Source organism: Gluconobacter frateurii (assembly GCF_002723955.1).
In the GTDB taxonomy this organism is placed as follows: domain Bacteria; phylum Pseudomonadota; class Alphaproteobacteria; order Acetobacterales; family Acetobacteraceae; genus Gluconobacter; species Gluconobacter frateurii.
Map to the genome: position 1 here is coordinate 147,314 of NZ_BEWN01000004.1, position 24,824 is coordinate 172,137.

The following is a 24,824-nucleotide window of genomic DNA, read 5'->3' on the forward strand; positions in this document are numbered from 1 at the left end:
GCCGCGCTTCCAAGGTTCGGTAACACGAACCCCGGAGACGGGGCTGAGCGGGCGTGGTGGAATTGGTAGACACGCCAGATTTAGGTTCTGGTGGCGCAAGTCGTGGGGGTTCAAGTCCCTCCGCCCGTACCAACCCGGTTTCCTGAGAAGAGATTTTAACTTACCCGACCGAGAGGATCGCCTGGCTCATGCAGGTTACGCCCACGCTCAACGAAGGACTTAAGCGCGCCTTCACTGTCGTTGTTCCGTCTGCCGACCTGCAGGCTCGTCGTGAAGCCCGACTCGCTGAAGTTGCGCGCACGATCAAGCTTCCGGGCTTCCGTCCGGGCAAGGTTCCGGCCTCTCTCGTCAAGCAGCGTCACGGTGCTGCCGTCAACGCAGAGCTGATGGAAGAAGTCATCAACGACACCGTTGGCAAGCTGGTACAGGAACAGGACGTTCGGCCGGCAATGCAGCCGAAGGTCGAACTAGTTTCCGCTCCAGAGTCCGACGGCGATCTTGAGTTCAAGATCGAGATGGAAATTCTGCCGGAAATCGGCGTTCCGGATCTGTCCGGTCTGAAGCTGACGCGTCTGACCTCCAAGGTTGACGAAGACGTTGTGAACAAGGCTCTGGCTGACCTTGCTCGTCGTAGCCGCAAGTTTGACGCTATCGAAGAAGATCGTGCTGCCGTAAAGGGCGACGTAGTCTGCGTTGACTTCGTGGGCAAGCTTGATGGCACGCCGTTCGACGGTGGCACGGCTGAAGATGTGAACGTCGAAATCGGTGGTGAAGGCTTCATCCCGGGTTTTGCCGAGCAGATGGAAGGCATGAAGGCTGGGGAAGAACGCGTTATCAACGTGACGTTCCCGGAAGACTATCAGGCTGAAGAACTGGCTGGTAAGGCCGTGACCTTCGACATCAAGGCGAAGTCCCTGAAGAAGCCTGTTGATCCGGAAATCAACGACGATCTGGCCAAGGAGATCGGTCTCGATAGCATCGAGCAGATCCGTTCCCTGATCACGGAGCAGGCTGAAGGCGAGTACAAGCAGCTTTCCCGTCTGCGCATCAAGCGCGAGCTTCTGGACGCACTGTCCGAGAAGACCGACTTTGAAGCACCGCAGAGCATGGTTGATGCAGAGTTTGGTCAGATCTGGGCCCGCGTCGAGCAGGACCGTGAAGCCGGTCGTATGGACGAAGAAGACGCAGGCAAGGACGAAGAGACCCTGCGTGCAGATTACCGTCGCATTGCAGAGCGTCGCGTGAAGCTGGGTCTTCTGCTGGCTGAAATCGGCCGCAAGCAGGAAATCCAGGTCTCCCGCGAAGAACTGCTGGGTGCAATGCAGCAGGAAGCCCAGCGTTACCCGGGCCAGGAAAAGATGGTTTTCGAGTTCTTCTCCAAGAACCCGCAGGCTGTTGAGGGTCTCCGTGGCCCGATCCTGGAAAACAAGGTTGTTGACTATCTGATCGAGCTGGCTGATGTCACCGAGAAAGAAGTCACGCCGGAAGAACTCGCAGAAATCCCGCCTGCAGAGCTCTGAGAGCACTGACGCAGGAAAGGCGGGCACTCCTCGGAGTGCCCGTTTTGCTGTCTGCTCCCTTTGACGGAACGCTCTCCCGGGTCCATGTTAGAGAGTACAGACAGCCCATCGGGCATTGAGGAACAGACAGTATGACCATTGGGGACCGCGATCCCGTCGAGGTGTTCAACAACTCTCTGGTGCCGATGGTAGTCGAGCAGACTGCCCGCGGAGAGCGAGCTTTCGACATTTTTTCACGTCTCCTTCAGGAGCGTATCATCTTCCTGACCGGTCCGGTTTACGATCAGGTTGCTTCCCTGATCAGTGCACAGCTCCTTTATCTTGAGAGCGTGAACCCGACCAAGGAAATCTCTTTTTATATCAATAGTCCGGGCGGTGTCGTTTCTGCCGGTCTCGCGATCTATGACACGATGCAGTATATCCGTTGCCCGGTTAGCACGGTCTGTATCGGTCAGGCGGCATCCATGGGCTCGCTTCTTCTTGCTGGTGGCGAGAAGGGGCATCGGTACTGCCTTCCGAATGCGCGTGTGATGGTGCATCAACCCTCTGGTGGTGCACAGGGTCAGGCGTCTGATATCGAAATTCAGGCTCGTGAAATCCTACTGATCCGTCAGCGCCTGAACGAGATCTATCGTGAGCACACGGGGCAGACGCTGGAAGAAATCGAGCGCAAGCTCGAGCGTGACAGCTATCTGTCCGCAGAGGAAGCAAAGGAATTTGGTCTGATCGATGCGGTTGTACGGCGTCATCCCAATGTGGCCGCAAGCCAGGACTAAGTTCATTTATAAGGTGAGGGGGGCTGGTTGCTCCCCTTGGAATGGAAAAGCGGCATCCCGATATGCCGCTTTTCATGTCTTGGAGCTGTATGCTCCGGGGTTGCCGAAGGCTGAGACCTCGGCCTAAAGTTTTTAAGTGCTTCCGCATGTCTGCTGCCGAAAGCGGTCGGTGCGTGCGTGAGGGGAAAGAGGAACAGCGATGAGCAACAAATCCGGCGATTCCAAAAACACCCTGTATTGCTCGTTCTGTGGGAAATCCCAGCACGAAGTTCGCAAGCTGATCGCTGGTCCGACAGTTTTCATCTGTGATGAATGCGTCGAGCTTTGCATGGATATCATTCGCGAGGAGCACAAGACGCACCTCGTGAAGTCTCGTGACGGTGTTCCGACACCGAAAGAAATCTGCAAGGTCCTGGATGATTACGTAATCGGGCAGTTTGAGGCCAAGCGTGCGCTTTCGGTTGCCGTTCACAATCACTACAAGCGTCTTGCTCACGCTCAGAAGAACAGTGACATCGAAATCGCGAAGTCCAACATCCTTCTGATTGGCCCGACCGGTTCCGGTAAGACCCTTCTTGCGCAGACGCTGGCCCGTATTCTCGACGTCCCATTCACAATGGCGGATGCTACGACGCTGACTGAAGCCGGCTACGTGGGTGAAGACGTCGAAAACATCATTCTGAAACTGCTGCAATCTGCGGACTACAATGTAGAACGCGCGCAGCGTGGCATTGTCTATATCGACGAAATCGACAAGATTTCCCGCAAGTCCGACAATCCTTCCATCACCCGTGACGTTTCGGGTGAAGGTGTGCAGCAGGCTCTGCTGAAACTGATGGAAGGGACGGTTGCGTCCGTTCCTCCGCAGGGTGGCCGTAAGCATCCGCAACAGGAATTCCTGCAGGTTGATACCACGAACATGCTGTTCATCTGTGGTGGTGCTTTTGCAGGGCTAGACAAGATCATTTCCGCACGTGGCAAAGGGTCCGGCATCGGGTTTGGTGCAGATGTGCGTTCGGATGACGAACGTCGTCTGGGTGCCATTCTCCAGACAGTAGAACCTGAAGATCTGCTGAAGTTCGGTCTGATTCCGGAGTTCATCGGTCGTCTGCCGGTTATTGCCGCGCTGAACGATCTCGATGAAGCTGCGCTGATCCAGATTCTGAGCAAGCCTAAGAATGCTCTGACCAAGCAGTACGGGCGCCTGTTCGAAATGGAGGGGGTTAAGCTGTCCTTCACGGAAGATGCACTTTCTGGCATCGCGAAGCGTGCGATCGAGCGCAAGACCGGTGCTCGTGGGCTTCGCTCCATCATGGAAAACATCCTGCTGGGAACGATGTTCGATCTTCCCGGGCTGGAAGGTGTTGAGGAAGTCGTCATCAATCGTGAAGTGGCGGAGAGCAAGGCCAACCCGGTTTATGTGTACGGGAAGGGTAAAAGCGAGCCGACTGAACAGTCTGCTTAAAGATGTCGAAAAGGCCGTCTTGTCAGTCGGCCTTTTTGTCACAACATTGAAGACAGACGCTGTCTGAATTCGTGCCTTTCTGCATGAAGAGACATTACGGTGCTCGCGCTGCCAGGCGGGCGGGGGCCGTAAGATCGTCCCTACGGAGATCAAGTGAATGACTGACGATACCAAGCCCAAGACGCGTCGCCGCACAAAGAAAGTGGACGATGCTGCGGTTGTTGAAAAAAAGACCGTCCGTAAACCTCGTGCGCCCAAGGCCGCTAAAGAGGTTGCTCCGGCAGAAGTTCTGACGGAGGCAGCCTCACCTGTTCGTCACGATGTCATGGCTGTCCTTCCACTGCGGAACATTGTCGTTTTCCCGCATATGATTGTTCCGCTCTTCGTTGGGCGTGAGAAATCTGTAAAAGCCCTTGAGGCGGTTACGCGGGACAGCAAACAGATCCTGCTTGTCGCGCAGAAGGATGTCTCGCAGGATGATCCGTCTGTTGACGATATCTATCGCTACGGAACTGTCTCAACCATTCTTCAGCTTCTCAAGCTGCCAGACGGAACCGTAAAGGTTCTCGTCGAGGGTACGCGCCGGGTCCATATCACTCGACTGTTTGACGTGGATGGGCATTTCGAGGCCGAGGTTGAGGAAATTGCAGACGCGCCGTTGTCCGCAACGCCGGGTAGCGACCTGGAGGCTCTGGGGCGTTCGACGGTTTCTCAGTTCGAGCAATATATCAAGCTGAACAAGAAGATTCCGCCTGAGGTCATGGTCTCGATCAACCAGATCGATGATCTGTCCAAGCTTGCGGATACGATTGCGAGCCATCTGAACCTCAAGATTTCCGAAAAGCAGGAAATTCTTGAAATGCCCTCCGCCGAGCAGCGTCTCGAGCGGGTTTTTGCTCATATCGAGACGGAAATCGGCGTTCTGCAGGTTGAGAAGCGCATCCGGAACCGCGTGAAGCGGCAGATGGAGAAGACGCAGCGCGAATACTATCTCAACGAACAGCTCAAGGCGATCCAGAAGGAGCTTGGCGAAGGCGAAGACGGCAAGGACGAACTTGCCGAGCTTGAAGAGAAGATCAACAAGACGCGGCTGAGTCGTGAAGCCAAGGAAAAGGCCCATGCCGAGCTGAAGAAGCTGCGCGGTATGAGCCCGATGTCTGCAGAGAGCACGGTGGTCCGGAATTATCTGGACTGGCTGCTGGGTATTCCGTGGAAAAAGCGTTCCAAGATCACCAAGGAATTCACGCACGCCGAAGACGTGCTTGAGGCTGAGCACTACGGTCTTGAGAAGGTCAAGGAACGCATTCTTGAATATCTCGCCGTTCAGACACGGTCCCAGAAGATCAAAGGACCGATCCTGTGTCTGGTAGGGCCTCCCGGTGTCGGTAAAACATCGCTGGCGCGGTCTATCGCAAAAGCAACGGGTCGTCAGTACGTGCGTATGTCTCTGGGCGGTGTGCGGGACGAATCGGAAATCCGTGGGCATCGCCGGACGTATATTGGTTCCATGCCAGGAAAAATTATTCAGGGCATGAAAAAGGCAAAGACGTCCAATCCGCTGTTCTTGCTCGATGAGATCGACAAGCTGGGTGCTGACTGGAGAGGCGATCCGTCTTCCGCGCTTCTTGAAGTGCTGGATCCGGAACAGAACTCCACCTTTGCCGATCATTATCTGGAGGTCGATTATGATCTTTCAGACGTGATGTTTGTGACAACGGCCAATAGCCTCAACATGCCTCAGCCGCTTCTGGACCGTATGGAGATCATCAATCTCTCCGGGTACACGGAAGACGAAAAGGTACAGATTGCACGCCGACACCTGCTGTCGAAGCAGGCCGAGGCTCACAATCTGAAGCCGAGTGAATGGACGGTTTCTGACGAGACGCTTCTCGAACTGATCCGGTCTTATACCCGTGAAGCGGGTGTCAGAAATCTCGAGCGTGAAATTGCCCGACTGGCCCGCAAGGTCGTGAAGGAGATCATCACGACGGGCGTCACGCATGTTGAGATCACACCGGAAAATCTGGGCAAATACGCAGGTGTGCGGCGTTTCCGTCATGGGGAAACCGAGACAGAAGATATGGTCGGTGTCGTCACTGGTCTCGCCTGGACACAGGTTGGCGGTGAAATCCTGACCATTGAAAGTGTTATGGTTCCCGGCAAGGGGCAGGTGAAACAGACGGGTAAGTTAGGTGACGTGATGCAGGAAAGCATCGCGGCAGCCCTGTCTTATGTCCGATCTCGCGCTCAAGACTTTGGGATCCGGCCACCGCTTTTTGAAAAGCGGGACATCCACGTCCACCTTCCCGAGGGCGCCACACCGAAGGACGGTCCGTCTGCAGGTATCGCACTTGCAACGTCTCTCGTCAGCATCATGACGCAGATCCCCATTCGCCGGGATGTTGCGATGACGGGCGAGATTACGCTGCGTGGTCGTGTGCTCGAGATCGGTGGTCTGAAGGAAAAGCTCTTGGCTGCGCTACGTGCCGGGATCAAGACCGTGTTGATTCCGAAAGACAATGAAAAGGATCTCGCAGAGGTTCCTGAGAATGTCCGTCATGCACTCAAAATCATCCCGGTGGCTCATGTCGACGAGGTCTTGAAGATTGCCCTCACGCGGATGCCAGAGGCGATTGAATGGGATGAAAGCATGGATCCGATGAGCGGAATTGCTGGTGAGAAAGCCTCTCCAGCGGTACTTCCGCACTAATGGTTGGGTCCTTCTGCGATTCTTACAGTTGACGCGGCCAAAAAGCGCTTCATAGTGCGGCCGCAGATCGAACAAGCACCTGAGCTGCAAGACTCTTCGGAGGCAGGCTTAGGTGCTCTAACACCAGAAAGGCACATCATGGAGAAGCCCCTCAACAAGCAGGAACTGATCGCCGCCGTTGCAGACGCTGCCGATCTTCCGAAGGCAAAGGCCAGCGAAGTTGTCGATGCGGTGTTCAGCACGATCGAGAAGACGCTTGCCAAGAAGCAGGAAGTCCGTCTCGTTGGCTTCGGTAGCTTCGTGACCGCTACGCGTAAGGCTGCCAAGGGCCGCAACCCGCGCACGGGCGAAGAGATCGACATTCCGGCATCCACCTCTGTCCGTTTCAAGCCGGGCAAGGGTCTTAAGGACGCCGTAAGCGAATAAAAAAATTCGCTTTTATGGTTCTGGGTGTCTTTACGGGCGCTCAGAACCGTGTATATAGACCACGTGTTTTCTGAGGGCGATTAGCTCAGCGGTAGAGCGTCTCGTTTACACCGAGAGGGTCGGCAGTTCAATCCTGTCATCGCCCACCACATGAAGACTGACTGCACATATGACCTGGCGTTTCGAGTTTTATGAGACGTTGGGATCGACTTCCGATCTCCTGAAAGAGAAAGCCGAGGCTGGAGCGCAAGAAAAGCTCGCTATTCAGGCTTTTGCCCAGACATCAGGGCGCGGAACTCGAGGTAGAAGCTGGGTAGATCCCGGTGGAAACCTAGCAATATCCCTTCTTTTCCGACCTGAAAAATCAACAGATTTCCTAGCCGCCATTCCTTTCCTGACCGCCCTGAGTCTTTACGAGACTGCACGTCAGTTCAGTAGTGGTGAAGCTGACTTCATGCTGAAATGGCCGAATGATCTTCTGCTCTCTGAACGCAAGATGGCAGGCGTTCTGATTGAAGCGGGAGGAAGCGCGGATCATAAATGGGTCGTCGTTGGCATTGGAGCCAATCTTCGGCAGGCTCCGCAAATTGAAGGCCGCAAGCTTTCTGCATTGTCCGAAGTGGCTGTGGTACCTGACCCGGCAGTCTTTGGGCGTAGCCTGACCCTTCAGATGGATCATTGGATCAGTATTTGGGAAGCTCAAGGATTCGCCCCAATCCGGGAGGCATGGCTTGAACGTGCCCATCCTGTCGGGCGTCATCTTGCGGTTCAGCGTGGTGAAACATATATATCAGGTTCATTTTCAGGGTTGGATGAGCAGGGGCGTCTGTTTCTCGCTCTCCCAAATGGTGAGACCATACCGGTTGTAACCGGCGATATCCTGCTGGACTGAAGGACCGGATTGAAACGTGCTTCTCGTCATTGATGCTGGCAACACCAACGTTGTGTTCGCAGTCCACGATGGATCGTCGTGGGCCGGTCAATGGCGCATGTCCACGAGCGACTCCCGTACTGCTGACGAATATGCTGTGTGGCTTCTGGGTCTGTTTGACCGCATCGGGCTGAAGGCTGGCTCCATCACGCGTGCCATCATCGGAACCGTTGTTCCTGCCGCCTTATACGATCTGCGTCGTTTCTGTCGGCAATGGCTGGATGTTGAGCCGCTTGTGGCTAATGCGGGGCTGGACTGGGGTATAGAGGCACTGGTTGATAACCCGGCTGAGCTCGGGGCAGACCGTCGTTTGAATGGTCTTGCTGCCCAGCACTTTTACGGTGGTCCTCTCATTGTTGTTGATTTTGGCACGGCGACGACGTTTGATGTCGTGAATGAACATGGCCAGTACTGTGGTGGAGCGATTGCTCCGGGCGTCAATCTTTCCATCGACGCCTTGCACAGAGCGGCTGCCCGTTTGCCACGCATGAGCATCGGGCGTCCTCTGAACGCTATTGGCCGAAGCACAAGCGTTGCCATGCGTTCCGGACTCTTCTGGGGCTATGTGGGCCTGGTTGAAGGGATCGTAGGAAGAATTTCCGAAGAAATGGGCGGACGCCCCAAGATTATTGCAACGGGTGGTCTCGCGCCTCTGTTTTCGGAGGGCACCAACCTGTTTGACGTGATGGCCCCGGATCTGACCCTGGATGGCCTCCGTCTTCTGGCTGATCGTAATGCGATGGCACAGCACACCAATTCCCCCGAAGGCATGTAGGCTTTCGGCAATGAATATCACTGATGATGTTAACACACGTAAGGAACAACTATGACGGATACACCTGACGGTTTGTCCTTCCTGCCTCTGGGCGGGACGGGCGAGATCGGCATGAATTTCAATCTTTATCGCCTCACAAAAAACAACAAGGAAACCTGGCTCGCCATTGATTGTGGCATTGGTTTCTCGGGCAATGATACGCCTGAAGCCGAAGTTCTTATGCCAGACCCCACGTTTATTGCGGATCGGGCTAAAGACCTGTGCGGTCTTGTCATTACCCATGCTCATGAAGATCACCTTGGGGCCGTAGCGCATCTGTGGCCGTATCTGCGCTGCCCGGTTTATGCCACGCCATTTGCCGCAGCTGTTCTGCGTCGCAAACTGCATGAGGCTCACCTAGTCAATCAGGTGAAGATCCATGTTGTGATGCCGGGATCGCGCTTCCATGTTGGTCCCTTTGATCTTCAGTTCGTCTCGGTAACCCACTCTGTCGCCGAGGCGCAGGCTGTTGCTCTCCGGACGCCGCATGGTCTCATCGTCCACACGGGTGACTGGAAGCTTGACGAGAACCCGCTGGTCGGCCCGACGACGGATCTTGAAGAATTCGGTCGCCTCGGAGACGAGGGCGTTCTGGCTATGGTGGGTGACAGCACCAACGTCATGAAGGAAGGTCGCTCTGAGTCCGAAGCTGATGTCCGCAAAGGCCTGACGGATCTGATCACAAGCCTTCAGGGGCGTGTGGCTGTAACGTGCTTTGCCAGTAACGTGGCGCGTGTTGAGAGCATTGCGAAGGCTGCCATGGCGGCTGGTCGCGCGGTCATGATCGTCGGCCGTTCCTTGCGCAATCTTGAAACGGCTGCCCGTGAGTGCGGTTACTTCAGCGATCTGCCACCGTTCCTGACGGAGCAGGATGCTCGCGACGTCCATGATGACAATCTTCTGATGATCATCACAGGAAGCCAGGGTGAGCCTCGGTCTGCCCTGTCCCGTATCGCATCCGATACCCATCCAAACATTTCCCTCGGTGAGGGCGACACGGTTATTTACAGCTCACGCGTTATTCCGGGGAATGAACAGGCTGTCATGGCCGTACAGGACAACCTGTCCCGTCGTGGCGTGACTGTTCTGACGGACAAGGATGCAAAGGTGCATACGTCCGGCCATGCAACGGGCGACGATATTCGTGTCCTGTATGGCATCGTCCGACCGAAATACAGCATTCCGACCCATGGTGAATGGCGCCATCTGACGGCTCACGCGGCTCTGGCCCATGAAATGGGTTCTGAACCGATCCTGCTGGAAGATGGCGATATCCTGAACCTGTCTCCGGGTGAGGTGAAAGTTGTCGATACGGCACCGACTGGTCGCCTGGCGCTGGATGGTGGCCGTCTTCTGCCCATGACGGGTGGCGTTCTGGCCGCACGTCGCAAGATGCTCTTCAACGGCATGGTTATTGCAAGCTTTGCTGTTGATGACGAAGGCTATGTCATCGGCGAGCCGAAGATCAGCGCACCTGGCCTACTTGAGTCGGAAGATCCAGAAAGCATTCGCATTCAGGAAGAATTCGCTGATTCCATTGACGAAATCCCGGATGAGCTGCGACAGGACGACACGGCATTCCGTGATGCAGCCAAGACGGCCCTGCGCCGTGCACTGGGGCGCAAGCTTCAGAAGCGTCCGCTCGTCGATGTTCATCTGCTGCGCGTCTAAGAGAAGAAATAGAGTATGCGTCTGAGTAAAGCCTTTCAGCCGACGCTGAAGGAAGTCCCGGCGGAGGCGCAGATTGCGTCTCATCGCCTCATGCTGCGTGCAGGTCTGGTTCGTCAGACATCGTCCGGTATTTACGCCTGGCTGCCAGCTGGTCTGCGCGTTCTGCGGAACATCGAGCAGATCATCCGCGAAGAGCAGGACGCCATTGGTGCTCAGGAAGTCCTGATGCCGACGCTTCAGTCCGCCGATCTGTGGCGTCGTTCGGGTCGTTATGATGCTTACGGTCCGGAAATGCTGCGTATTCAGGACCGTCATGGTCGTGAGCTGCTTTATGGGCCGACCAATGAGGAAATGATCACGGATATCTTTGGATCGTCCGTAAGTTCCTACAAGCAGCTTCCCAAGGCGCTGTATCACATCCAGTGGAAGTTCCGTGATGAGGTTCGTCCGCGCTTCGGTGTGATGCGTGGCCGTGAATTCCTGATGAAGGATGCCTATTCCTTTGATGCGGACTATCAGGGGGCGGTCAACAGCTATCGCCGCATGATGCTGTCCTATCTGCGGATCTTTCAGCGTCTTGGCGTTCGTGCTGTTCCGATGGTTGCCGATACCGGCCCCATTGGTGGTGATCTCAGCCATGAGTTTCTGGTTCTGGCACCGACAGGTGAAAGCGGCGTGTTCTTTGACGCTGCTCTTGAAGAGCAGGATTGGCTGGGCCGTCCGGTGGATTGTGACAACGAGGAAGATCTCGCTGCATTCTTCTCTTCCGTGACGGATCACTATGCTGCAACGGATGAGAAGCACGACGAGGCTGCTTGGGCGGAAGTGCCGGATGAGCGCAAGCGGGAAGGGCGTGGCATCGAAGTTGGCCACATCTTTTACTTCGGCACCAAGTATACGGAATCTATGGGTATCGAAGTCAGCGGTGCCGATGGTGCGAAATTCTCGCCTCACATGGGCTCTTATGGCGTCGGTGTCTCTCGTTTGGTTGGTGCTATCATCGAAGCGTCTCACGACGATGCGGGCATCATCTGGCCGGATTCCGTCGCGCCGTACAAAGCTGCGATCCTGAATCTGCGCCCGGGTGACGAAGCCTGTGATGCCATTTGCGAAGAGATCTACGGGGCTGATCCTGAGAACTTCATGTACGATGACCGCTCCGAGCGTGCAGGCGTGAAGTTCAATGATGCTGATCTGATGGGTCATCCCTGGCAGATCATCGTTGGTCCGCGTGGTGCCAAGGAAGGCAAGGTTGAACTGAAGCGTCGTGCAGACGGCGAGCGGTTTGAACTGCCGGTGGCTGAAGCACTGGCCAAGATCGGAGCCGCCTGATGTTCGGCCGCTTCGAGCGTATGGTGGCGGGGCGCTATCTGCGTGCCCGCCGTGGCGAACGCTTCGCCTCGATCATTGCAGTTTTCTCATTGGTCGGAATTGCGCTCGGGGTGGCCACACTCATCATCGTCATGTCGGTGATGAATGGGTTTAAGGCTGATCTGATGGGGCGTATTCTTGGCCTGCACGGTGATCTCACCGTGTTTGGCTACGGTCGTCCTATCGAGGCCTATCAGAACGACGTCGAGGCTATTCGTTCTGTGCCGGGCGTGAAATCTGTCATTCCCATGGCGCAGGGGACTGTGCTCGTGGAAGCCGGGCGGTACTCGACGGGCGCGGAAGTTCAGGGTGTCGCGCAGCAGGATCTTCGTGATTGGCGCGCTCTGAGTAACGGAATTATTGCAGGATCGATTGATCGTTTCACTGGAGACGACGCGGTTGCCATTGGGACGACCATGGCGGATCGCGCCGGCCTGACGGTTGGCTCTCCGATCACGCTGCTGTCCCCTGATGGTCAGGCAACGCCGTTTGGCACGATGCCGCGCGTAAAGACGTATCATGTGGCCGCGATTTTCGATGCCAACTGGAACGACTATAATTCAAACATCGTTCTGGTGCCGCTTCCTGCCGCACAGAAGTTTCTGATGCTCGGGAACGCCGTTTCCCTGATTCAGGTCTCGACCAACGACCCGTCGAATGTCCAGCCTACGCGTCAGGCCATTGCGCAGCGCCTCGATGACCCACGTCTTCGGGTTCTGGACTGGACGCAGAGCGCAAATGGTTTTCTCGATGCCGTCACGGTCGAACAGAACGTGATGTTCCTCATCCTGACGCTCATCATTCTGGTTGCGGCCTTCAACGTGATTTCCTCCCTCATCATGATGGTGAAGGACAAGACGCGCGATATCGCTGTGCTGCGCACGCTTGGTGCAAGCCGGGGCGCGATCATGCGGATCTTCCTGATGAACGGTGCCTTCGTCGGGATCGTCGGCACCGCTGCGGGGTCTGCGCTGGGTATTGCTTTCGCGCTGAATATCGAGCGCATCCGCCAGTGGCTCCAGTCCCTGACGGGAACCAATCTCTTCAATCCGGAAGTCTATTTTCTGGAGAGGCTGCCAGCCAAACTCGTCTGGTCGCAGGTTGGGGAAGTGATAGCGATGTCGTTGGTCCTCTCGCTTCTGGCCACACTTTATCCGTCCTGGAGAGCCGCCCGGACCGACCCGATTGAGGCCCTGCGTCATGAGTGAAGCCCGAATGACGGCCTTACGGTTAGAAAATCTGACCCGTCGTTTCCAGTCTGGCGAGGAAACGCTGGAAATTCTCTCTGGGGCAGAATTTTCGTTGTTTTCCGGAGAGATCGTGGCGCTGGTTGCGCCTAGCGGAACTGGCAAGTCCACACTGTTGCATCTGGCGGGCCTGCTTGAAGCGCCGACTGAAGGTACGGTTTACATTGATGAGAAGCCGGTCAGCGGCCTGAGTGATGCCGTGCGCACTGCTGTGCGTCGGGATCAAATTGGCTTTGTGTATCAGTTCCATCACCTGCTGGGTGAGTTTACCGCCTGCGAGAACGTGATGCTACCCCAGCTTGTCGCAGGGGTCTCCGCAAAGGTCGCGAAGGCGCGTGCGGAAGATCTTCTAGGCCGCTTTGGGCTGTCACATCGCCTGAATTCGCTACCGGGACGACTGTCTGGGGGCGAGCAGCAGCGCACCGCCATTGCCCGCGCACTTGCTAACCGTCCGAAGCTTCTTCTCGCTGATGAGCCCACGGGTAATCTGGATATCGGAACGTCCGATCATGTGTTCGATGAATTGCTCCGTGTTGTTAGGGAAGAAGGTGTTGCGGCACTGATCGCGACCCATAACAAGGAGCTTGCTGCCCGGATGGATCGGACGGTGACGTTACGAGACGGAAAACTCGTCGCGTTCTAAACCGTCATGGACCGGCAAGAAGAACGCTGCATCTGCTCGCCGGTCCTGATAGAAGAGTGGCATGTCTCATGCCGATTTCGTCCATCTTCGTAATCACTCAGCGTACTCCCTGAGTCAGGGAGCCATTCGCATTTCTGACCTCGTGAGTCTGGCTGCGAAAAACGGAATGCCTGCCGTTGCCCTGACGGATAGTGGCAATCTCTTTGGTGCTCTCGAATTCTCTCTCTACTGCCGCAACGCTGGCGTCCAACCGATTGTCGGCTGCCAGCTTTCTTTGCCATCACGTAGTACGAAACCAGGCGCGCCCTCTGAGCCGTTGGTTGTGTTGGCCAGAAATGAGACGGGGCTCGCCAACCTCCAGATTCTGTCATCGCATGGTTTTCTCAACGGAGACCCTGCTGATCCGACAGTGGCCGCTGATGTGCTCTGTCAGCATGCGGACGGTCTCTTTCTGCTTACCGGCGGTAACCGCGGTCCGATCAATCGGCTGATCTATGATGAGCAGAAAGACGAGGCAGAGGCGCTGCTGCGTCGTCTGGCTGAAGCCTTTCCCGGGAATATTGCCGTCGAGTTGAATCGACTGGGTGAGGCGGGTGAGCAGGAGATTGAGAGCGTTCTGATTCCGCTTGCGGACAAGCTCGATATTCCCCTCGTGGCTACAAACGAGTGCTTCTTTCCGACGCCTCAGATGCATGAAGCCCATGACGCGCTCATTTGTATCGCGCAGGGCCGGACGATGGCCGAAGCAGATCGTTGGCATGTTTCTCCACAGGCATGGTTCAAAACGCCCACTGAGATGCGTGAGATTTTCAAGGATCTGCCTGAGGCCTGTGACAATACGCTGATTATTGCGCAGAAATGTGCCGTTGCTGCCTGTACACGCAAACCTCTGCTGCCAATCTGCCCCAAGGTTCGCGAAGGCTCCACCGAAGAGGAAACTCTTCGGGCCATGGCATGGGAAGGGCTGGAAAAGAGGCTTGAGGCCATCAGTGCGAACGAGGACAAGCGAAAAGTCTACTCCGACCGCCTGCAGACGGAACTCGATATCATCGCGAAGATGGGGTTCCCAGGATACTTCCTGATCGTCGCCGACTTTATTCAGTGGGCCAAAGCTCACGATATTCCTGTCGGACCAGGACGTGGTTCGGGCGCAGGATCGCTGGTGGCTTATGCCCTGACCATCACGGATATCGATCCGCTGCCTTTCGGGCTTCTGTTCGAGCGCTTTCTGAATCCGGAGCGTGTCTCGATGCCTGACTTCGATATCGACTTCTGTCAGGATCGGCGAGACGAAGTTATTCGCTATGTCCGTGAAGAGTACGGGGGCAGTCGTGTCGCCCAGATCATTACCTTCGGAAAACTTCAGGCGAAGGCGGCTGTCCGGGACGTCGGACGTGTACTCGGTCTGCCTTACGGCATGGTTAATCGCGTTGCCGAGCTTATTCCGAACAATCCTGCCAAACCCGTCACGCTGGCGCAGGCGATTGAAGGGGAGCCGCGTCTGCAGGAAATGCGGGATAGCGATGAGTCATTAAAACGGCTTCTGGAAATCGCTCTCCAGCTTGAAGGTCTCTATCGTCACGCGTCCACTCATGCCGCAGGTGTGGTGATCGGGGACCGTGAACTGGTCGAACTTGTGCCGCTCTATCGTGATCCAAAGAGCGACATGCTGGTTACCCAGTACAACATGAAATTTGTGGAACAGGCCGGTCTTGTAAAGTTCGACTTCCTCGGACTGACGACATTGACGATCTTGAAGAGAGGGTTGGATTTCCTTAAAGAACAGGGGGTTATCGTCGATCTCTCACGTATTCCATTAGATGATGCAAAGACCTTCGAAATGCTTGCCAAAGGTGATACGGCAGGCGTGTTCCAGTTCGAAGGCGCCGGTATGCGCGACATGCTCAAGCAGATGGCCGCCAGCCGTCTGGAAGATCTGATCGCGGGGGTGTCTCTGTACCGTCCGGGCCCAATGGCCAACATTCCGGATTATTGTCGCCGCAAACATGGGGAACCATGGGAACCGCCACACGAAGAGATCCGTGATATCCTCGAAGAGACCTATGGCATCATGGTCTATCAGGAACAGGTCATGCAGATCGCCCAGAAGATGGCGGGTTACAGTCTGGGGGGCGCTGACCTTCTGAGACGTGCCATGGGCAAGAAGATCGCGTCTGAAATGGAAAAGCAGCGCGAGATTTTTACGGAAGGTGCAACGGCAAGAGGAATCCCCAAAGACAAGGCTGTCGAAGTCTTTGATCTTATGGCTCGTTTTGCTGATTATGGCTTCAATAAGTCTCATGCTGCAGCCTATGCGCTGGTCTCCTATCAAACAGCGTGGATGAAGGCGAACCACCCTGTTGCCTTCCTTGCTGGCTGCATGTCACTGGCGCGGGAAAAGACCGACAAGCTGGCGGCTCTCTGTCAGGAAGCGCGGCGGATGAAAATTCCTGTCTTTCCTGTGGATATCAACAAGTCGATGGCTGACTTCTCCATTGAGACACTTGCAGATGGTCGACAGGGGATCCGTTATGCACTCTCCGCCATCAAGCGTGTCGGTGCCGCTGCAATGGAATCCGTTGTCGCTGCCCGCGGAAACAAACCTTTTCAGGACCTGACGGATTTTGCAGAGCGCTGTGATCCAAAGAGCCTAAATAAGATACAGATAGAAAGTCTTGCAAAATCAGGGGCTTTTGACAGTCTTCTTAAAGAGCGACATATCGTTTTTTCCAGTGCTGACATCCTGCTGCGTCGCGCGCAGTCTCGCGCTCAGGAACAGCAGATGGGCCAGTCCGGCTTGTTCGGCGGAACTGGTCAGGAGCGAGAAATTCTGCGGCTGAATGAAGGGCGTCCGTGGCCTGATTTCGAGCGCCTGTCGCTTGAAGCATCGGCCATTGGCTTTCATATGAGCGCCCATCCGCTGGACGCTTATCGCACTGTTCTGAGAAGACTGGGTGTTACACCCTCTAACGCCTTGGAAAATGCTGCAAAAACAGGGACTACGCGCGTCAAGATCGCAGGATGCGTTGTTGACAAGAAAGAGCGCCCGACACGCACGGGCAAGAAGATGGCATGGGTCAATCTTTCTGATAGTGGCGGCGGCTGTGAGGTCACGCTTTTTGCAGAAACGCTAGTATCCTGCCGTGAATTGCTAGTCGCTGGGCAGGCAATTCTTGTTCAGGCGGAACTCAAACTTGATGGAGACGCTCTGCGGATCACGGCGCAGAGTGTCATGGATCTTGAAACAGCCGCAGCGGCTGAACGGTCGGAAATGCGTGTCTGGCTGAAGCAGATGGACGCACTTCCAACGCTTTCTGAGATGCTGGCAGACATGCGAGGAGGTCATGGAAAGGTTGTTTTCCTGCCCTCTCTTGAAGAAACGAGAGATGTTGAAATCGCGCTTCCGGGTACATATCGCGTAACGCCGCGTCTTGCGGAACGCCTGCGCACCATTCGCGGGGTCGAGAAGGCTGAACAGCGCTGATCTGGCGGAAATTTCTTGCAATCTGACTGAAGATCGGCCATATCGCGCTCGTCCGCTGGAATCCCGCATGGGAGAAGGCGGTCAATCCGCACGCATGGCCCTGAGGTTTTCTGGTGTTCCGCAAGGGACGTCGCCATGCGGAGGCCCAACCAGATGCTAGGAATTTGAATCATGGCAATGCCAGAATTCACCATGCGTCAGCTGCTTGAAGCTGGCGTTCACTTCGGTCACCACACCCGTCGCTGGAACCCGGCCATGGCGCCGTACCTGTTCGGCGTTCGCAACCAGGTCCACATCATCGACCTGCAGCAGACGGTTCCGCTGCTTGATCGCGCCCTGAAGCTGGTCCGCGATACGGTTGCCAACGGCGGTCGCGTTCTTTTCGTTGGTACAAAGCGCGCTGCTGCTGAGCATGTTGCTGAAGCTGCACAGCGTTGCGGCCAGTACTATGTGAACCACCGCTGGCTCGGTGGCATGCTGACGAACTGGAAGACCATCACGGGTTCCATCAAGCGTCTGCGCCAGATCGATGAAATGCTGAGTGGGGACACGGCTGGTCTGACGAAGAAGGAAGTTCTCGACATCACGCGTGACCGCGAGAAGCTCGAGCGTTCCCTCGGCGGCATCAAGGAAATGGGCGGCCTGCCAGACCTGATCTTCGTGATCGACACGAACAAGGAAAAGCTGGCTGTTGAAGAAGCCAACAAGCTGGGCATCCCGGTCATCGGCATTCTGGACAGCAACTCCAACCCGGCTGGCGTTACGTTCCCGATCCCGGGCAACGATGATGCAATCCGTGCGATCACGCTGTATTGCGACCTGATCTCCGGTGCGGTTCTGGACGGTATTTCCGCTGAGCTGGCCGCTTCTGGTCATGACATCGGCGCTGAAGAAGAACTGCCGGCTGAAACGGCTGTTCTGGAAGCCGCTGAAGAGCAGGCTCCAGCCGCTAACTGAGACAGCGTGCCGTGTCCTCTCTGAAGATACGGCAACTGGAAAAAACATGCATGCGGTCGGGCGTTTACGCTCGGCCGCATGATCTTTTCGAGGGATAAGAGAACATGGCAGAAATCACCGCAGCCCTGGTTCGCGAACTGCGCGAGAAGACCGGCGCAGGCATGATGGATTGCAAGAAGGCTCTGACGGAAGCTGCTGCTGACATGGAAGCAGCCATCGACTGGCTGCGCACCAAGGGTCTGTCCCAGGCTGCCAAGAAGTCCGGCCGTACCACGGCTGAAGGTCTGGTTGGTGTCGTTTCCGGCCCGAACCGCGCCGCCATGGTCGAAGTCAACGCTGAGACGGACTTCGTTGGCCGTAACGAAGCATTCCAGGCATTCGTTGAGCAGGTTGCTCACGTTGCTCTGGAAGTTGGCGAAGACCTGGAAGCCATCAAAGCTGCCAAGGTTCCGTCTGGCCGTACGGTTGCTGACGAACTGACGCACCTGATCGCTACGATCGGCGAAAACATGTCGATCCGTCGCGCTCGCGTTCTGTCCGTTGAGTCCGGTGTTGTTGCCAGCTACGTTCACAGCGCACTGCGCCCGGGCATTGGCAAGATCGGTGTTCTCGCAGCTCTTCAAGCTCCGTCCGAGTCCGATGCTCTCCTGACGCTCGGCCGCCAGATTGGCATGCACGTTGCTGCAACCCGTCCGGCTGCTCTGGACGTTGCAAGCGTCGATCCGGAGGCTCTGGAGCGTGAGCGCGCTGTTCTGATCGATCAGGCTCGTGATTCTGGCAAGCCGGAAGCCATCATCGAGAAGATGGTCGAAGGTCGTATCCGCAAGTTCTACGAAGAAGTTGTTCTTCTGGAGCAGGTCTGGGTTCTCGATGGCGAAAGCCGCGTGGCCAAGGTTGTGGACAAGGCTGGCGCGAAGCTGGTTGGCTTCGAGCGCTTCCAGCTTGGTGAAGGCATCGAGAAGGAAGAAAACGACTTCGCTGCCGAAGTGGCTGCTGCTGCTGGCACGAAGTAAGATCTTTCTTCCTTTCCGGTCGGCAGGCGTGCCTATCCGGTCGGAACTGAAAAAGACTGGAAACTCCCGTGCGGTAATCGCGCGGGAGTTTTTCTGTTTTTTGGCGTCTTTTTAGGGCTGTTTCGCAATGATGGAATGGGAAGCTGCCGCACTTGTCCTGTCCGTTCGGCCGTACGGGGAGGGAAGTGCTCTTGTTCACCTGTTGAGCGAAGAGCAAGGTATTTCACATGGCATGGTGCGTGGCGGCGGCTCGAGAAAGCAGGCTCCGCTGTGGCAAACGGGTAACCTCGTCATGGCCCGCTGGCGGGCCCGGCTGTCTGATCAGCTTGGGGCCGTGACGGCTGAGCCTGTTCAGAGTGTGGGGGCGAGACTGCTTGATCTGCCGCTCCAGTTGGCAATGGTCAGCAGTGCATGCGCTCTGGCTGATGGCGCACTTCCACAAGGTGAAGCACATCCCGAACTCTTCATGAGGCTTATCCGGCTTCTGACGTTGATTGGTGTCGCCCCAGAGCCGCCTCCCATAGCCGCATATCTGCGGTGGGAGCGGGAATTGCTGGCAGAACTGGGTTACGGGCTGGATCTTTCCGCCTGCGCCGTTACCGGAGCTTGCGACAACCTGCATTTCGTGTCCCCTAAATCTGGCCGGGCCGTGAGTGAGGAGGGGGCGGGTGTCTGGAGGGACCGTCTACTGCCACTTCCTGTGTTTCTGGCGAATGAGACGGAGGATGGAAATCCGGAAGACTGGTTTGCGGGAATGACCCTGACGGGCCATTTCCTTTCAAGGTGGGTTTTTGGCGTTCGTCATCAGCCATTGCCTGCAGCGCGCGAAAGACTTTTCGAGCGTGTCCGCAGGTTGGCCGGAAAAGACGATGCGACCGCTGACCTCAATACCGAACCTGAACTGGACCCGGACGAACCCCGCTGACGACATCCGGGTCAGCAGTCCAGTTCCAGACTGACCAGTCCCATCCCGGATGCTGGTTGATTTCTGCTGTCATCCGCTGTTCTTCATCGTGGGAAACATGATGGCTCATCTGATAAGCGTGGTATGCTGCGGTGTTGCCCATATAGACGCATCCACATGCGGTCGGGTCAGCATAGAGCATCACGGCGATATTGCTCTGCATACGATAGGTCATGGTGTTCGGAGGCAGCAGGTTCATCATCTGCCACCGGGCCGTGGTATCAGCCGGATGGGCAACAAAGCCATTGCGGGCGAGGGTATCTTCTTCATGGAGGATCGGTCGGTAAGGCGAACAGGCTGAAAGAAGAACGAGCGCAGCGCTGGACAGGAGCGGGCGCCAGTGTCTAAGTCCTGCTGAGAAAAGGGGAAGTGCATGGGCGTTGATCTGGCGGGTCATATTGAGGATACCAAGCTCGCGGAGGCTCTGAGCGAGCGATATATTGCGTATGCGATGTCGACGATCATGTCGCGGTCCCTTCCGGATGTGCGTGATGGTCTCAAGCCGGTGCACCGGCGCCTCCTCTATGCGATGCAGCAGCTACGCCTTGATCCCACATCAGGGTTTAAAAAGTGTGCACGTGTCGTCGGTGACGTGATCGGTAAGTTTCACCCACACGGTGATGCGTCCGTTTACGAAGCACTGGTGCGTCTGGCGCAGGATTTTGCTGTCCGTTATCCGCTCGTCGAAGGCCAGGGCAATTTTGGCTCCATCGACGGTGATGGCGCAGCCGCCATGCGGTATACGGAAAGCCGTCTGACCGAGATTGCGCAGACGCTGCTGGATGGCATCAATGATGATGCTGTAGATTTCCGCCCAACTTACGATAATGAAGATCACGAACCCGTTGTTCTTCCTGGTACATTCCCGAACCTGCTGGCCAACGGCGCTGCGGGCATTGCTGTGGGCATGGCAACGAGTATTCCGCCTCATAACGCAGCGGAAATCTGTCGTGCTGCCAAATATCTGATTGAAAAGCCGGACGCCTCGGTGGCGGAACTGGTGGATTTCATCCCCGGTCCGGATTTCCCGACAGGCGGAATTCTGGTCGAGGATCGCGATTCGATTATTCGATCCTATGAAACCGGTCGTGGCAGCTTCCGGACACGCGCGCGCTGGGAAGTGGAGCAGGGACGGTTCGGGACCTGGTGCATCGTTGTCACGGAAATTCCCTATCAGGTTCAGAAGTCCCGTTTGATCGAGCAGATTGCCGAGCTGATGGAGCAGCGTAAGCTCCCGCTGCTTGGAGACGTTCGGGATGAAAGCACGATGGATATCCGTCTTGTGCTGGAGCCCAAGACCAAGGGATGTGACCCTGAAGTTCTGATGGAGACGATGTTCCGTAATACCGCGTTGGAGAACCGGTTCAGCCTGAACATGAATGTTCTGGGCGGTGACCGGGTGCCGGGTGTGCTGTCGATCAAGCAGGTTATTCAGGCCTGGCTGGCGCATGTCCATGAAGTGCTGGTTCGTCGATCAAACCATCGTCTGGCAGCTGTTATGCGCCGACTGGAAATTCTGGACGGCTTTCTTGCGGTCTATCTGAACCTGGATGAGGTCATTCGGATTATCCGGGAAGAGGACGAGCCGAAGGTCAGTCTGATGAAGACCTTTAGCCTGACGGATATTCAGGCGGAGGCTGTTCTGAACATGCGTCTGCGTTCGCTGCGTAGGCTGGAAGAAATGGAAATCCGCAAGGAGCGTGACGCTCTTGCAAATGAACGCAAAGCACTTGAGACCCTTCTGGGCTCTGAAAAGCGTCGGTGGACCCGGATTGGCAAGGATCTGGATGCAACGATCAAGAAGTTCGGAAGTGGCCCGCTGGGTGATCGGCGGACGCAGATTGCTGCGCCACCCAAAGCCGTCGATATTTCTGCCGCGTTTGAAGTGGATCGTGAACCTCTGACGATTCTCCTATCCCGCGAAGGATGGATCCGCGCCATGAAGGGGCATGGGCTGGATCCGCAGGGACACCGTTTCAAGGAAGGCGACGACGCTGGTTTCATGACGGAATGTCAGAGTACGGATCGGGTCTGCCTGATTGCCAGCGGCGGCAAGGCCTTCACGATTAAGGCTGCTGATCTACCACGTGGACGTGGGTTCGGTCAGCCGGTCCGGACGCTTGTTGATATTGCGCAGGAAGAGCGCGTGGTTGCGATGTTCCCGGTTACGGAAGACGGCAAACGTCTGATCGCGTCTGAAAGCGGGCGTGGCATGATCGTCACGGAAGCCGGGATTGTGGCAGAGAAGCGGACGGGTAAGCAGGTTTTCAACGTCAAGGACGGAGAAAGCATCTTTGCCTGTATCCCTGCTATTGGAACCCATGTGCTGGCTCTCGGACATAACAAGCGCGCCCTGATTTTCCCGATGGAGCAGGTGCCGGAAATGACCCGTGGGTCCGGTGTGTCTCTTCAGAAACTCGGAGACAGCACATTGCGGGATCTGCGGACTTTCACGCTTGAAAGTGGTCTCCTCTGGCAGGAAGGGCAACGTATTCGTCCCGCCGCCGATCTTGCACCATTGGAAGGGCGTCGCGGGGCGGTCGGTCGTGCAGCGCCGCAATGGATGCTGCGCAAGCCGAGTTAAGTTTCAGACGGGATATTCAGGGGGGTCCAGTGGCCACTCTGAAAGATCTCGGCAGGCCGGAATTTGGCTTTGTAAGCCATTTTCTGGCTGCCAGGCACATAATAGCCGAGGTACAGGTGAAGGTATCCGCGCTGTTCGGCCAAATTAAGCAGCCAAAGAATTGAGAACGTTCCCCAGGATTCCGCAGTTATCGTGGTGTCGTAGAATGTATAGACGGCGGAAAGGCCGTCCGACATTACGTCAACAAGAGACACACAGATGAGTTGATCCGCCGGAGTGCGAAATTCGACAACAATGGTTTCGACGGGCGTGTTTGAGATCAGATCGGCATATTCCTGCCAAGACATATGGGCCATATCCCCGTCTGTATGACGGTTTTTCTGATAGGCCTGAAACAGGACAAACTGTTCCTGTGTTGGAACCGGCGCTGCAATGGTGATCTTGATATCCTGATGACGTTTCCAGAGTCGCTGCTGTGTCCGCGAGGGGTGGAAGAGAGCGACAGGAAGGCGCATCGGTTTACACGCCCGGCAGTCCATGCACACTGGCGCATAGGCAATGGTGTGGCTCCGTCTGAAGCCGGCCTGGGAGAGACGGTCATGCAGGGACGCAGCTTCGGGTCCGGAAAGATCTGTCAGGACCTTGCGTTCCATGCGGTTGGGCAGGTACGGGCAGGGCGCTGGCTCCGTCGTGTAGAAGAGCTGAGGACGATGCTGCACAGGGTCGCTCCTCTCGGAAAATGCCGGGTTGGTTTCCTAGCGTAGCCCAGACATCAGGCTGACGCATCCATCATCTTCGCGGGAAGGGTACAGCCTCGGCCTGGCAGGGAGTTTTATGAGCCACTGGACTGTTCTGGATTTCATTCTGATATGCCTGCGATGGGCACTTCCCATCATGGTTACGCTTCATGCCCTCCGCCATAAACGCAATACATCCGCCTGTGCGGCATGGATTGGTGTCTGTTGGATCGGGCCCTTTCTGGGTACCGCCCTGTATCTGATGTTTGGCATCAATCGCGTTCATCGCCGGGCTCGCAAAATGATTGACCATCATTCCTGGGAAGGGCGGGAGCTTCTCGCCAAATACCGGCAGGTCATGGAAGGAGATCTGGCACCACTCGCAAAAATGCTGGGCCGCCTCACAGAACGACCGTTGATGCGCGGGAACTCCGTAAAGGTTCTTCATGATGGAGATAATGCCTATCCTATTATGATTGAGGCCATCCGGCATGCAAAAACGTCGGTTATTCTCTGCTCCTATATTTTCCGCGCAGACCGGATTGGCGAGCAGTTCGCTGAAGTCCTTGTCGACGCCCACAAACGTGGCGTGGAAGTTCGTGTTCTGGTGGACGGTATCGGGAGTGGGTATTTCCGGTGTGCGATAGAGCGTCGGCTTCGGCGGGATGGCGTCAAATGCTCCCGGTTCATGCACTCCGTCTGGCCGTGGCGCATGCCGTTCATCAACCTGCGAAACCATCGCAAAATTCTGGTTGTAGATGGCCAGGTCGGTTTCATGGGCGGATTGAATATTGGCGAAGAAAACATGCTTCGCCTTCGGACAAAGCTCCCTGTCGCGGACACACATTTCGAGCTGCGTGGCCCGGTCGTGCACCAGTTGTCCGTCGCTTTTGCATGGGACTGGTCATTTACGACTGGGGAAGAGCTCAAGGGCGAGCCTTATTTGCCTGAGCCGCTTCCGGTTGGCGATATTCCGATGCGGATCGTGACGTCGGGGCCAGATGCTGATCTTGAGAAGATTGAATACGGCATGTTGCAGGCCATTACCCTGGCCAAGAAACATGTGCGCCTCATGACGCCCTATTTTTTGCCGGATGACCGGTTTTCGTCGGCGCTCAATTTGGCGGCTCTACGAGGCGTTGTGATTGACATTGTCGTGCCCAAAAGCAGCAATCACGCGATCATTGATTTTGCGCGTGATGCCAATCTGCGACCATTTCTTGATGCAGGTTGCCGGGTCTGGATGGCTGATCCGCCGTTTAATCACTCGAAGCTGATGGTCGTGGATGATGAGTGGAGTTTTGTTGGCAGCACCAATCTGGATGTTCGATCCCTCCGCCTGAATTTCGAGATCAATCTTGAGGTTTATGATCGCGATGTGGCCCGGGACCTGTCAGCTTTCATGGATACACACAGAAAGAACCGACTGACCCATCATGATATTGATCGGACGCCCTATGTGATCCAGATCCGGAACGCGGCGCTCAGGCTTTTCCTGCCTTATCTGTGAG

The 24,824-nt window shown here is 56.1% G+C and carries 19 protein-coding genes and 2 tRNA genes; 19 read left to right on the top strand and 2 right to left on the bottom strand.

From position 1 onward, the window contains the following. Positions 1-47 precede the first annotated feature (47 nt). The 17 genes from GFR01_RS11525 to recO all read left to right on the top strand — a co-directional run bounded on the left by GFR01_RS11525 (position 48) and on the right by recO (position 19,953). Positions 48-132 (top strand) — tRNA-Leu (locus GFR01_RS11525). A 56-nt stretch (positions 133-188) separates the two neighbouring features. Continuing rightward, on the top strand, positions 189-1,520 hold the full coding sequence (gene tig, locus GFR01_RS11530) for a trigger factor (protein ID WP_099182585.1): 1,332 nt from the start codon (positions 189-191) through the stop codon (positions 1,518-1,520). Between the two features lie 131 nt (positions 1,521-1,651). Next, positions 1,652-2,296, top strand: a complete 645-nt coding sequence (locus tag GFR01_RS11535; RefSeq protein ID WP_063904769.1) for an ATP-dependent Clp protease proteolytic subunit — start codon at positions 1,652-1,654, stop codon at positions 2,294-2,296. Positions 2,297-2,495: 199 nt separating this feature from the next. Further along, complete coding sequence (gene clpX / locus GFR01_RS11540) at positions 2,496-3,761, top strand: ATP-dependent Clp protease ATP-binding subunit ClpX (RefSeq protein ID WP_063904768.1); 1,266 nt, start codon at positions 2,496-2,498, stop codon at positions 3,759-3,761. 157 nt (positions 3,762-3,918) lie between these two features. After that, positions 3,919-6,471: an endopeptidase La gene (gene lon / locus GFR01_RS11545; protein ID WP_099182586.1), complete on the top strand. Its 2,553-nt coding sequence runs from the start codon at positions 3,919-3,921 to the stop codon at positions 6,469-6,471. Positions 6,472-6,609: 138 nt separating this feature from the next. Beyond that, complete coding sequence (locus tag GFR01_RS11550; protein ID WP_007282110.1) at positions 6,610-6,897, top strand: HU family DNA-binding protein; 288 nt, start codon at positions 6,610-6,612, stop codon at positions 6,895-6,897. A gap of 74 nt (positions 6,898-6,971) precedes the next feature. Continuing rightward, positions 6,972-7,046: transfer RNA gene (locus GFR01_RS11555), tRNA-Val, on the top strand. A 20-nt stretch (positions 7,047-7,066) separates the two neighbouring features. After that, positions 7,067-7,789 (top strand): biotin--[acetyl-CoA-carboxylase] ligase, encoded by a 723-nt coding sequence (locus GFR01_RS11560; protein WP_099182587.1) that lies wholly within the window; start codon positions 7,067-7,069, stop codon positions 7,787-7,789. A gap of 16 nt (positions 7,790-7,805) precedes the next feature. Then, entirely contained in the window at positions 7,806-8,603 is a 798-nt protein-coding gene (locus tag GFR01_RS11565; protein WP_099182588.1) for a type III pantothenate kinase, read from the top strand. Positions 8,604-8,654: 51 nt separating this feature from the next. Continuing rightward, positions 8,655-10,313 (top strand): ribonuclease J, encoded by a 1,659-nt coding sequence (locus GFR01_RS11570; protein ID WP_099182589.1) that lies wholly within the window; start codon positions 8,655-8,657, stop codon positions 10,311-10,313. 15 nt (positions 10,314-10,328) lie between these two features. After that, positions 10,329-11,645: a proline--tRNA ligase gene (gene proS, locus GFR01_RS11575; protein WP_099182590.1), complete on the top strand. Its 1,317-nt coding sequence runs from the start codon at positions 10,329-10,331 to the stop codon at positions 11,643-11,645. Continuing rightward, positions 11,645-12,892 (top strand): lipoprotein-releasing ABC transporter permease subunit, encoded by a 1,248-nt coding sequence (locus GFR01_RS11580; protein ID WP_099182591.1) that lies wholly within the window; start codon positions 11,645-11,647, stop codon positions 12,890-12,892. The genes proS and GFR01_RS11580 overlap by 1 nt, the downstream gene beginning before the upstream one ends. Further along, positions 12,885-13,574 carry an ABC transporter ATP-binding protein gene (locus tag GFR01_RS11585; protein ID WP_099182592.1) on the top strand — a complete coding sequence of 230 codons (690 nt, stop codon included), beginning with the start codon at positions 12,885-12,887 and terminating at the stop codon, positions 13,572-13,574. The genes GFR01_RS11580 and GFR01_RS11585 overlap by 8 nt, the downstream gene beginning before the upstream one ends. A gap of 61 nt (positions 13,575-13,635) precedes the next feature. Next, on the top strand, positions 13,636-17,058 hold the full coding sequence (dnaE, locus tag GFR01_RS11590) for a DNA polymerase III subunit alpha (RefSeq protein WP_099182593.1): 3,423 nt from the start codon (positions 13,636-13,638) through the stop codon (positions 17,056-17,058). 171 nt (positions 17,059-17,229) lie between these two features. Then, positions 17,230-18,015, top strand: coding sequence for a 30S ribosomal protein S2 (rpsB, locus tag GFR01_RS11595; RefSeq protein ID WP_063904759.1), 786 nt, complete (start codon positions 17,230-17,232; stop codon positions 18,013-18,015). A gap of 104 nt (positions 18,016-18,119) precedes the next feature. After that, positions 18,120-19,028, top strand: a complete 909-nt coding sequence (gene tsf / locus GFR01_RS11600; protein ID WP_063904758.1) for a translation elongation factor Ts — start codon at positions 18,120-18,122, stop codon at positions 19,026-19,028. A gap of 127 nt (positions 19,029-19,155) precedes the next feature. Further along, positions 19,156-19,953: a DNA repair protein RecO gene (recO, locus tag GFR01_RS11605; protein WP_373317610.1), complete on the top strand. Its 798-nt coding sequence runs from the start codon at positions 19,156-19,158 to the stop codon at positions 19,951-19,953. On the opposite strand, the gene GFR01_RS11610 is transcribed toward recO, so the two are convergent. Then, complete coding sequence (locus GFR01_RS11610) at positions 19,913-20,389, bottom strand: hypothetical protein (RefSeq protein WP_099182594.1); 477 nt, start codon at positions 20,387-20,389, stop codon at positions 19,913-19,915. The two genes, recO and GFR01_RS11610, sit on opposite strands and share 41 nt — an antisense overlap. On the opposite strand from GFR01_RS11610, the gene parC reads away from it, so the two are divergent. Then, positions 20,366-22,576, top strand: a complete 2,211-nt coding sequence (parC, locus tag GFR01_RS11615) for a DNA topoisomerase IV subunit A (RefSeq protein WP_099182595.1) — start codon at positions 20,366-20,368, stop codon at positions 22,574-22,576. The two genes, GFR01_RS11610 and parC, sit on opposite strands and share 24 nt — an antisense overlap. Here parC and GFR01_RS11620 read toward each other — a convergent pair. After that, on the bottom strand, positions 22,573-23,295 hold the full coding sequence (locus tag GFR01_RS11620; RefSeq protein WP_099182596.1) for an arginyltransferase: 723 nt from the start codon (positions 23,293-23,295) through the stop codon (positions 22,573-22,575). The genes parC and GFR01_RS11620 overlap by 4 nt on opposite strands. Before the next feature lie 115 nt (positions 23,296-23,410). Between GFR01_RS11620 and cls the strand changes: the two genes are divergently transcribed. Further along, positions 23,411-24,823: a cardiolipin synthase gene (gene cls / locus GFR01_RS11625; RefSeq protein ID WP_063904754.1), complete on the top strand. Its 1,413-nt coding sequence runs from the start codon at positions 23,411-23,413 to the stop codon at positions 24,821-24,823. Position 24,824: the final 1 nt, after the last annotated feature.

Bases quoted from the DNA above. Each gene is read 5' to 3' on its own strand.
- tig (WP_099182585.1), top strand. From the start codon at position 189: ATGCAGGTTACGCCCACGCTCAACGAAGGACTTAAGCGCGCCTTCACT.
- GFR01_RS11535 (WP_063904769.1), top strand. From the start codon at position 1,652: ATGACCATTGGGGACCGCGATCCCGTCGAGGTGTTCAACAACTCTCTG.
- clpX (WP_063904768.1), top strand. From the start codon at position 2,496: ATGAGCAACAAATCCGGCGATTCCAAAAACACCCTGTATTGCTCGTTC.
- lon (WP_099182586.1), top strand. From the start codon at position 3,919: ATGACTGACGATACCAAGCCCAAGACGCGTCGCCGCACAAAGAAAGTG.
- GFR01_RS11550 (WP_007282110.1), top strand. From the start codon at position 6,610: ATGGAGAAGCCCCTCAACAAGCAGGAACTGATCGCCGCCGTTGCAGAC.
- GFR01_RS11560 (WP_099182587.1), top strand. From the start codon at position 7,067: ATGACCTGGCGTTTCGAGTTTTATGAGACGTTGGGATCGACTTCCGAT.
- GFR01_RS11570 (WP_099182589.1), top strand. From the start codon at position 8,655: ATGACGGATACACCTGACGGTTTGTCCTTCCTGCCTCTGGGCGGGACG.
- proS (WP_099182590.1), top strand. From the start codon at position 10,329: ATGCGTCTGAGTAAAGCCTTTCAGCCGACGCTGAAGGAAGTCCCGGCG.
- GFR01_RS11580 (WP_099182591.1), top strand. From the start codon at position 11,645: ATGTTCGGCCGCTTCGAGCGTATGGTGGCGGGGCGCTATCTGCGTGCC.
- GFR01_RS11585 (WP_099182592.1), top strand. From the start codon at position 12,885: ATGAGTGAAGCCCGAATGACGGCCTTACGGTTAGAAAATCTGACCCGT.
- dnaE (WP_099182593.1), top strand. From the start codon at position 13,636: ATGTCTCATGCCGATTTCGTCCATCTTCGTAATCACTCAGCGTACTCC.
- rpsB (WP_063904759.1), top strand. From the start codon at position 17,230: ATGGCAATGCCAGAATTCACCATGCGTCAGCTGCTTGAAGCTGGCGTT.
- tsf (WP_063904758.1), top strand. From the start codon at position 18,120: ATGGCAGAAATCACCGCAGCCCTGGTTCGCGAACTGCGCGAGAAGACC.
- recO (WP_373317610.1), top strand. From the start codon at position 19,156: ATGATGGAATGGGAAGCTGCCGCACTTGTCCTGTCCGTTCGGCCGTAC.
- parC (WP_099182595.1), top strand. From the start codon at position 20,366: ATGGGCGTTGATCTGGCGGGTCATATTGAGGATACCAAGCTCGCGGAG.
- GFR01_RS11610 (WP_099182594.1), bottom strand. From the start codon at position 20,389: ATGACCCGCCAGATCAACGCCCATGCACTTCCCCTTTTCTCAGCAGGA.
- cls (WP_063904754.1), top strand. From the start codon at position 23,411: ATGAGCCACTGGACTGTTCTGGATTTCATTCTGATATGCCTGCGATGG.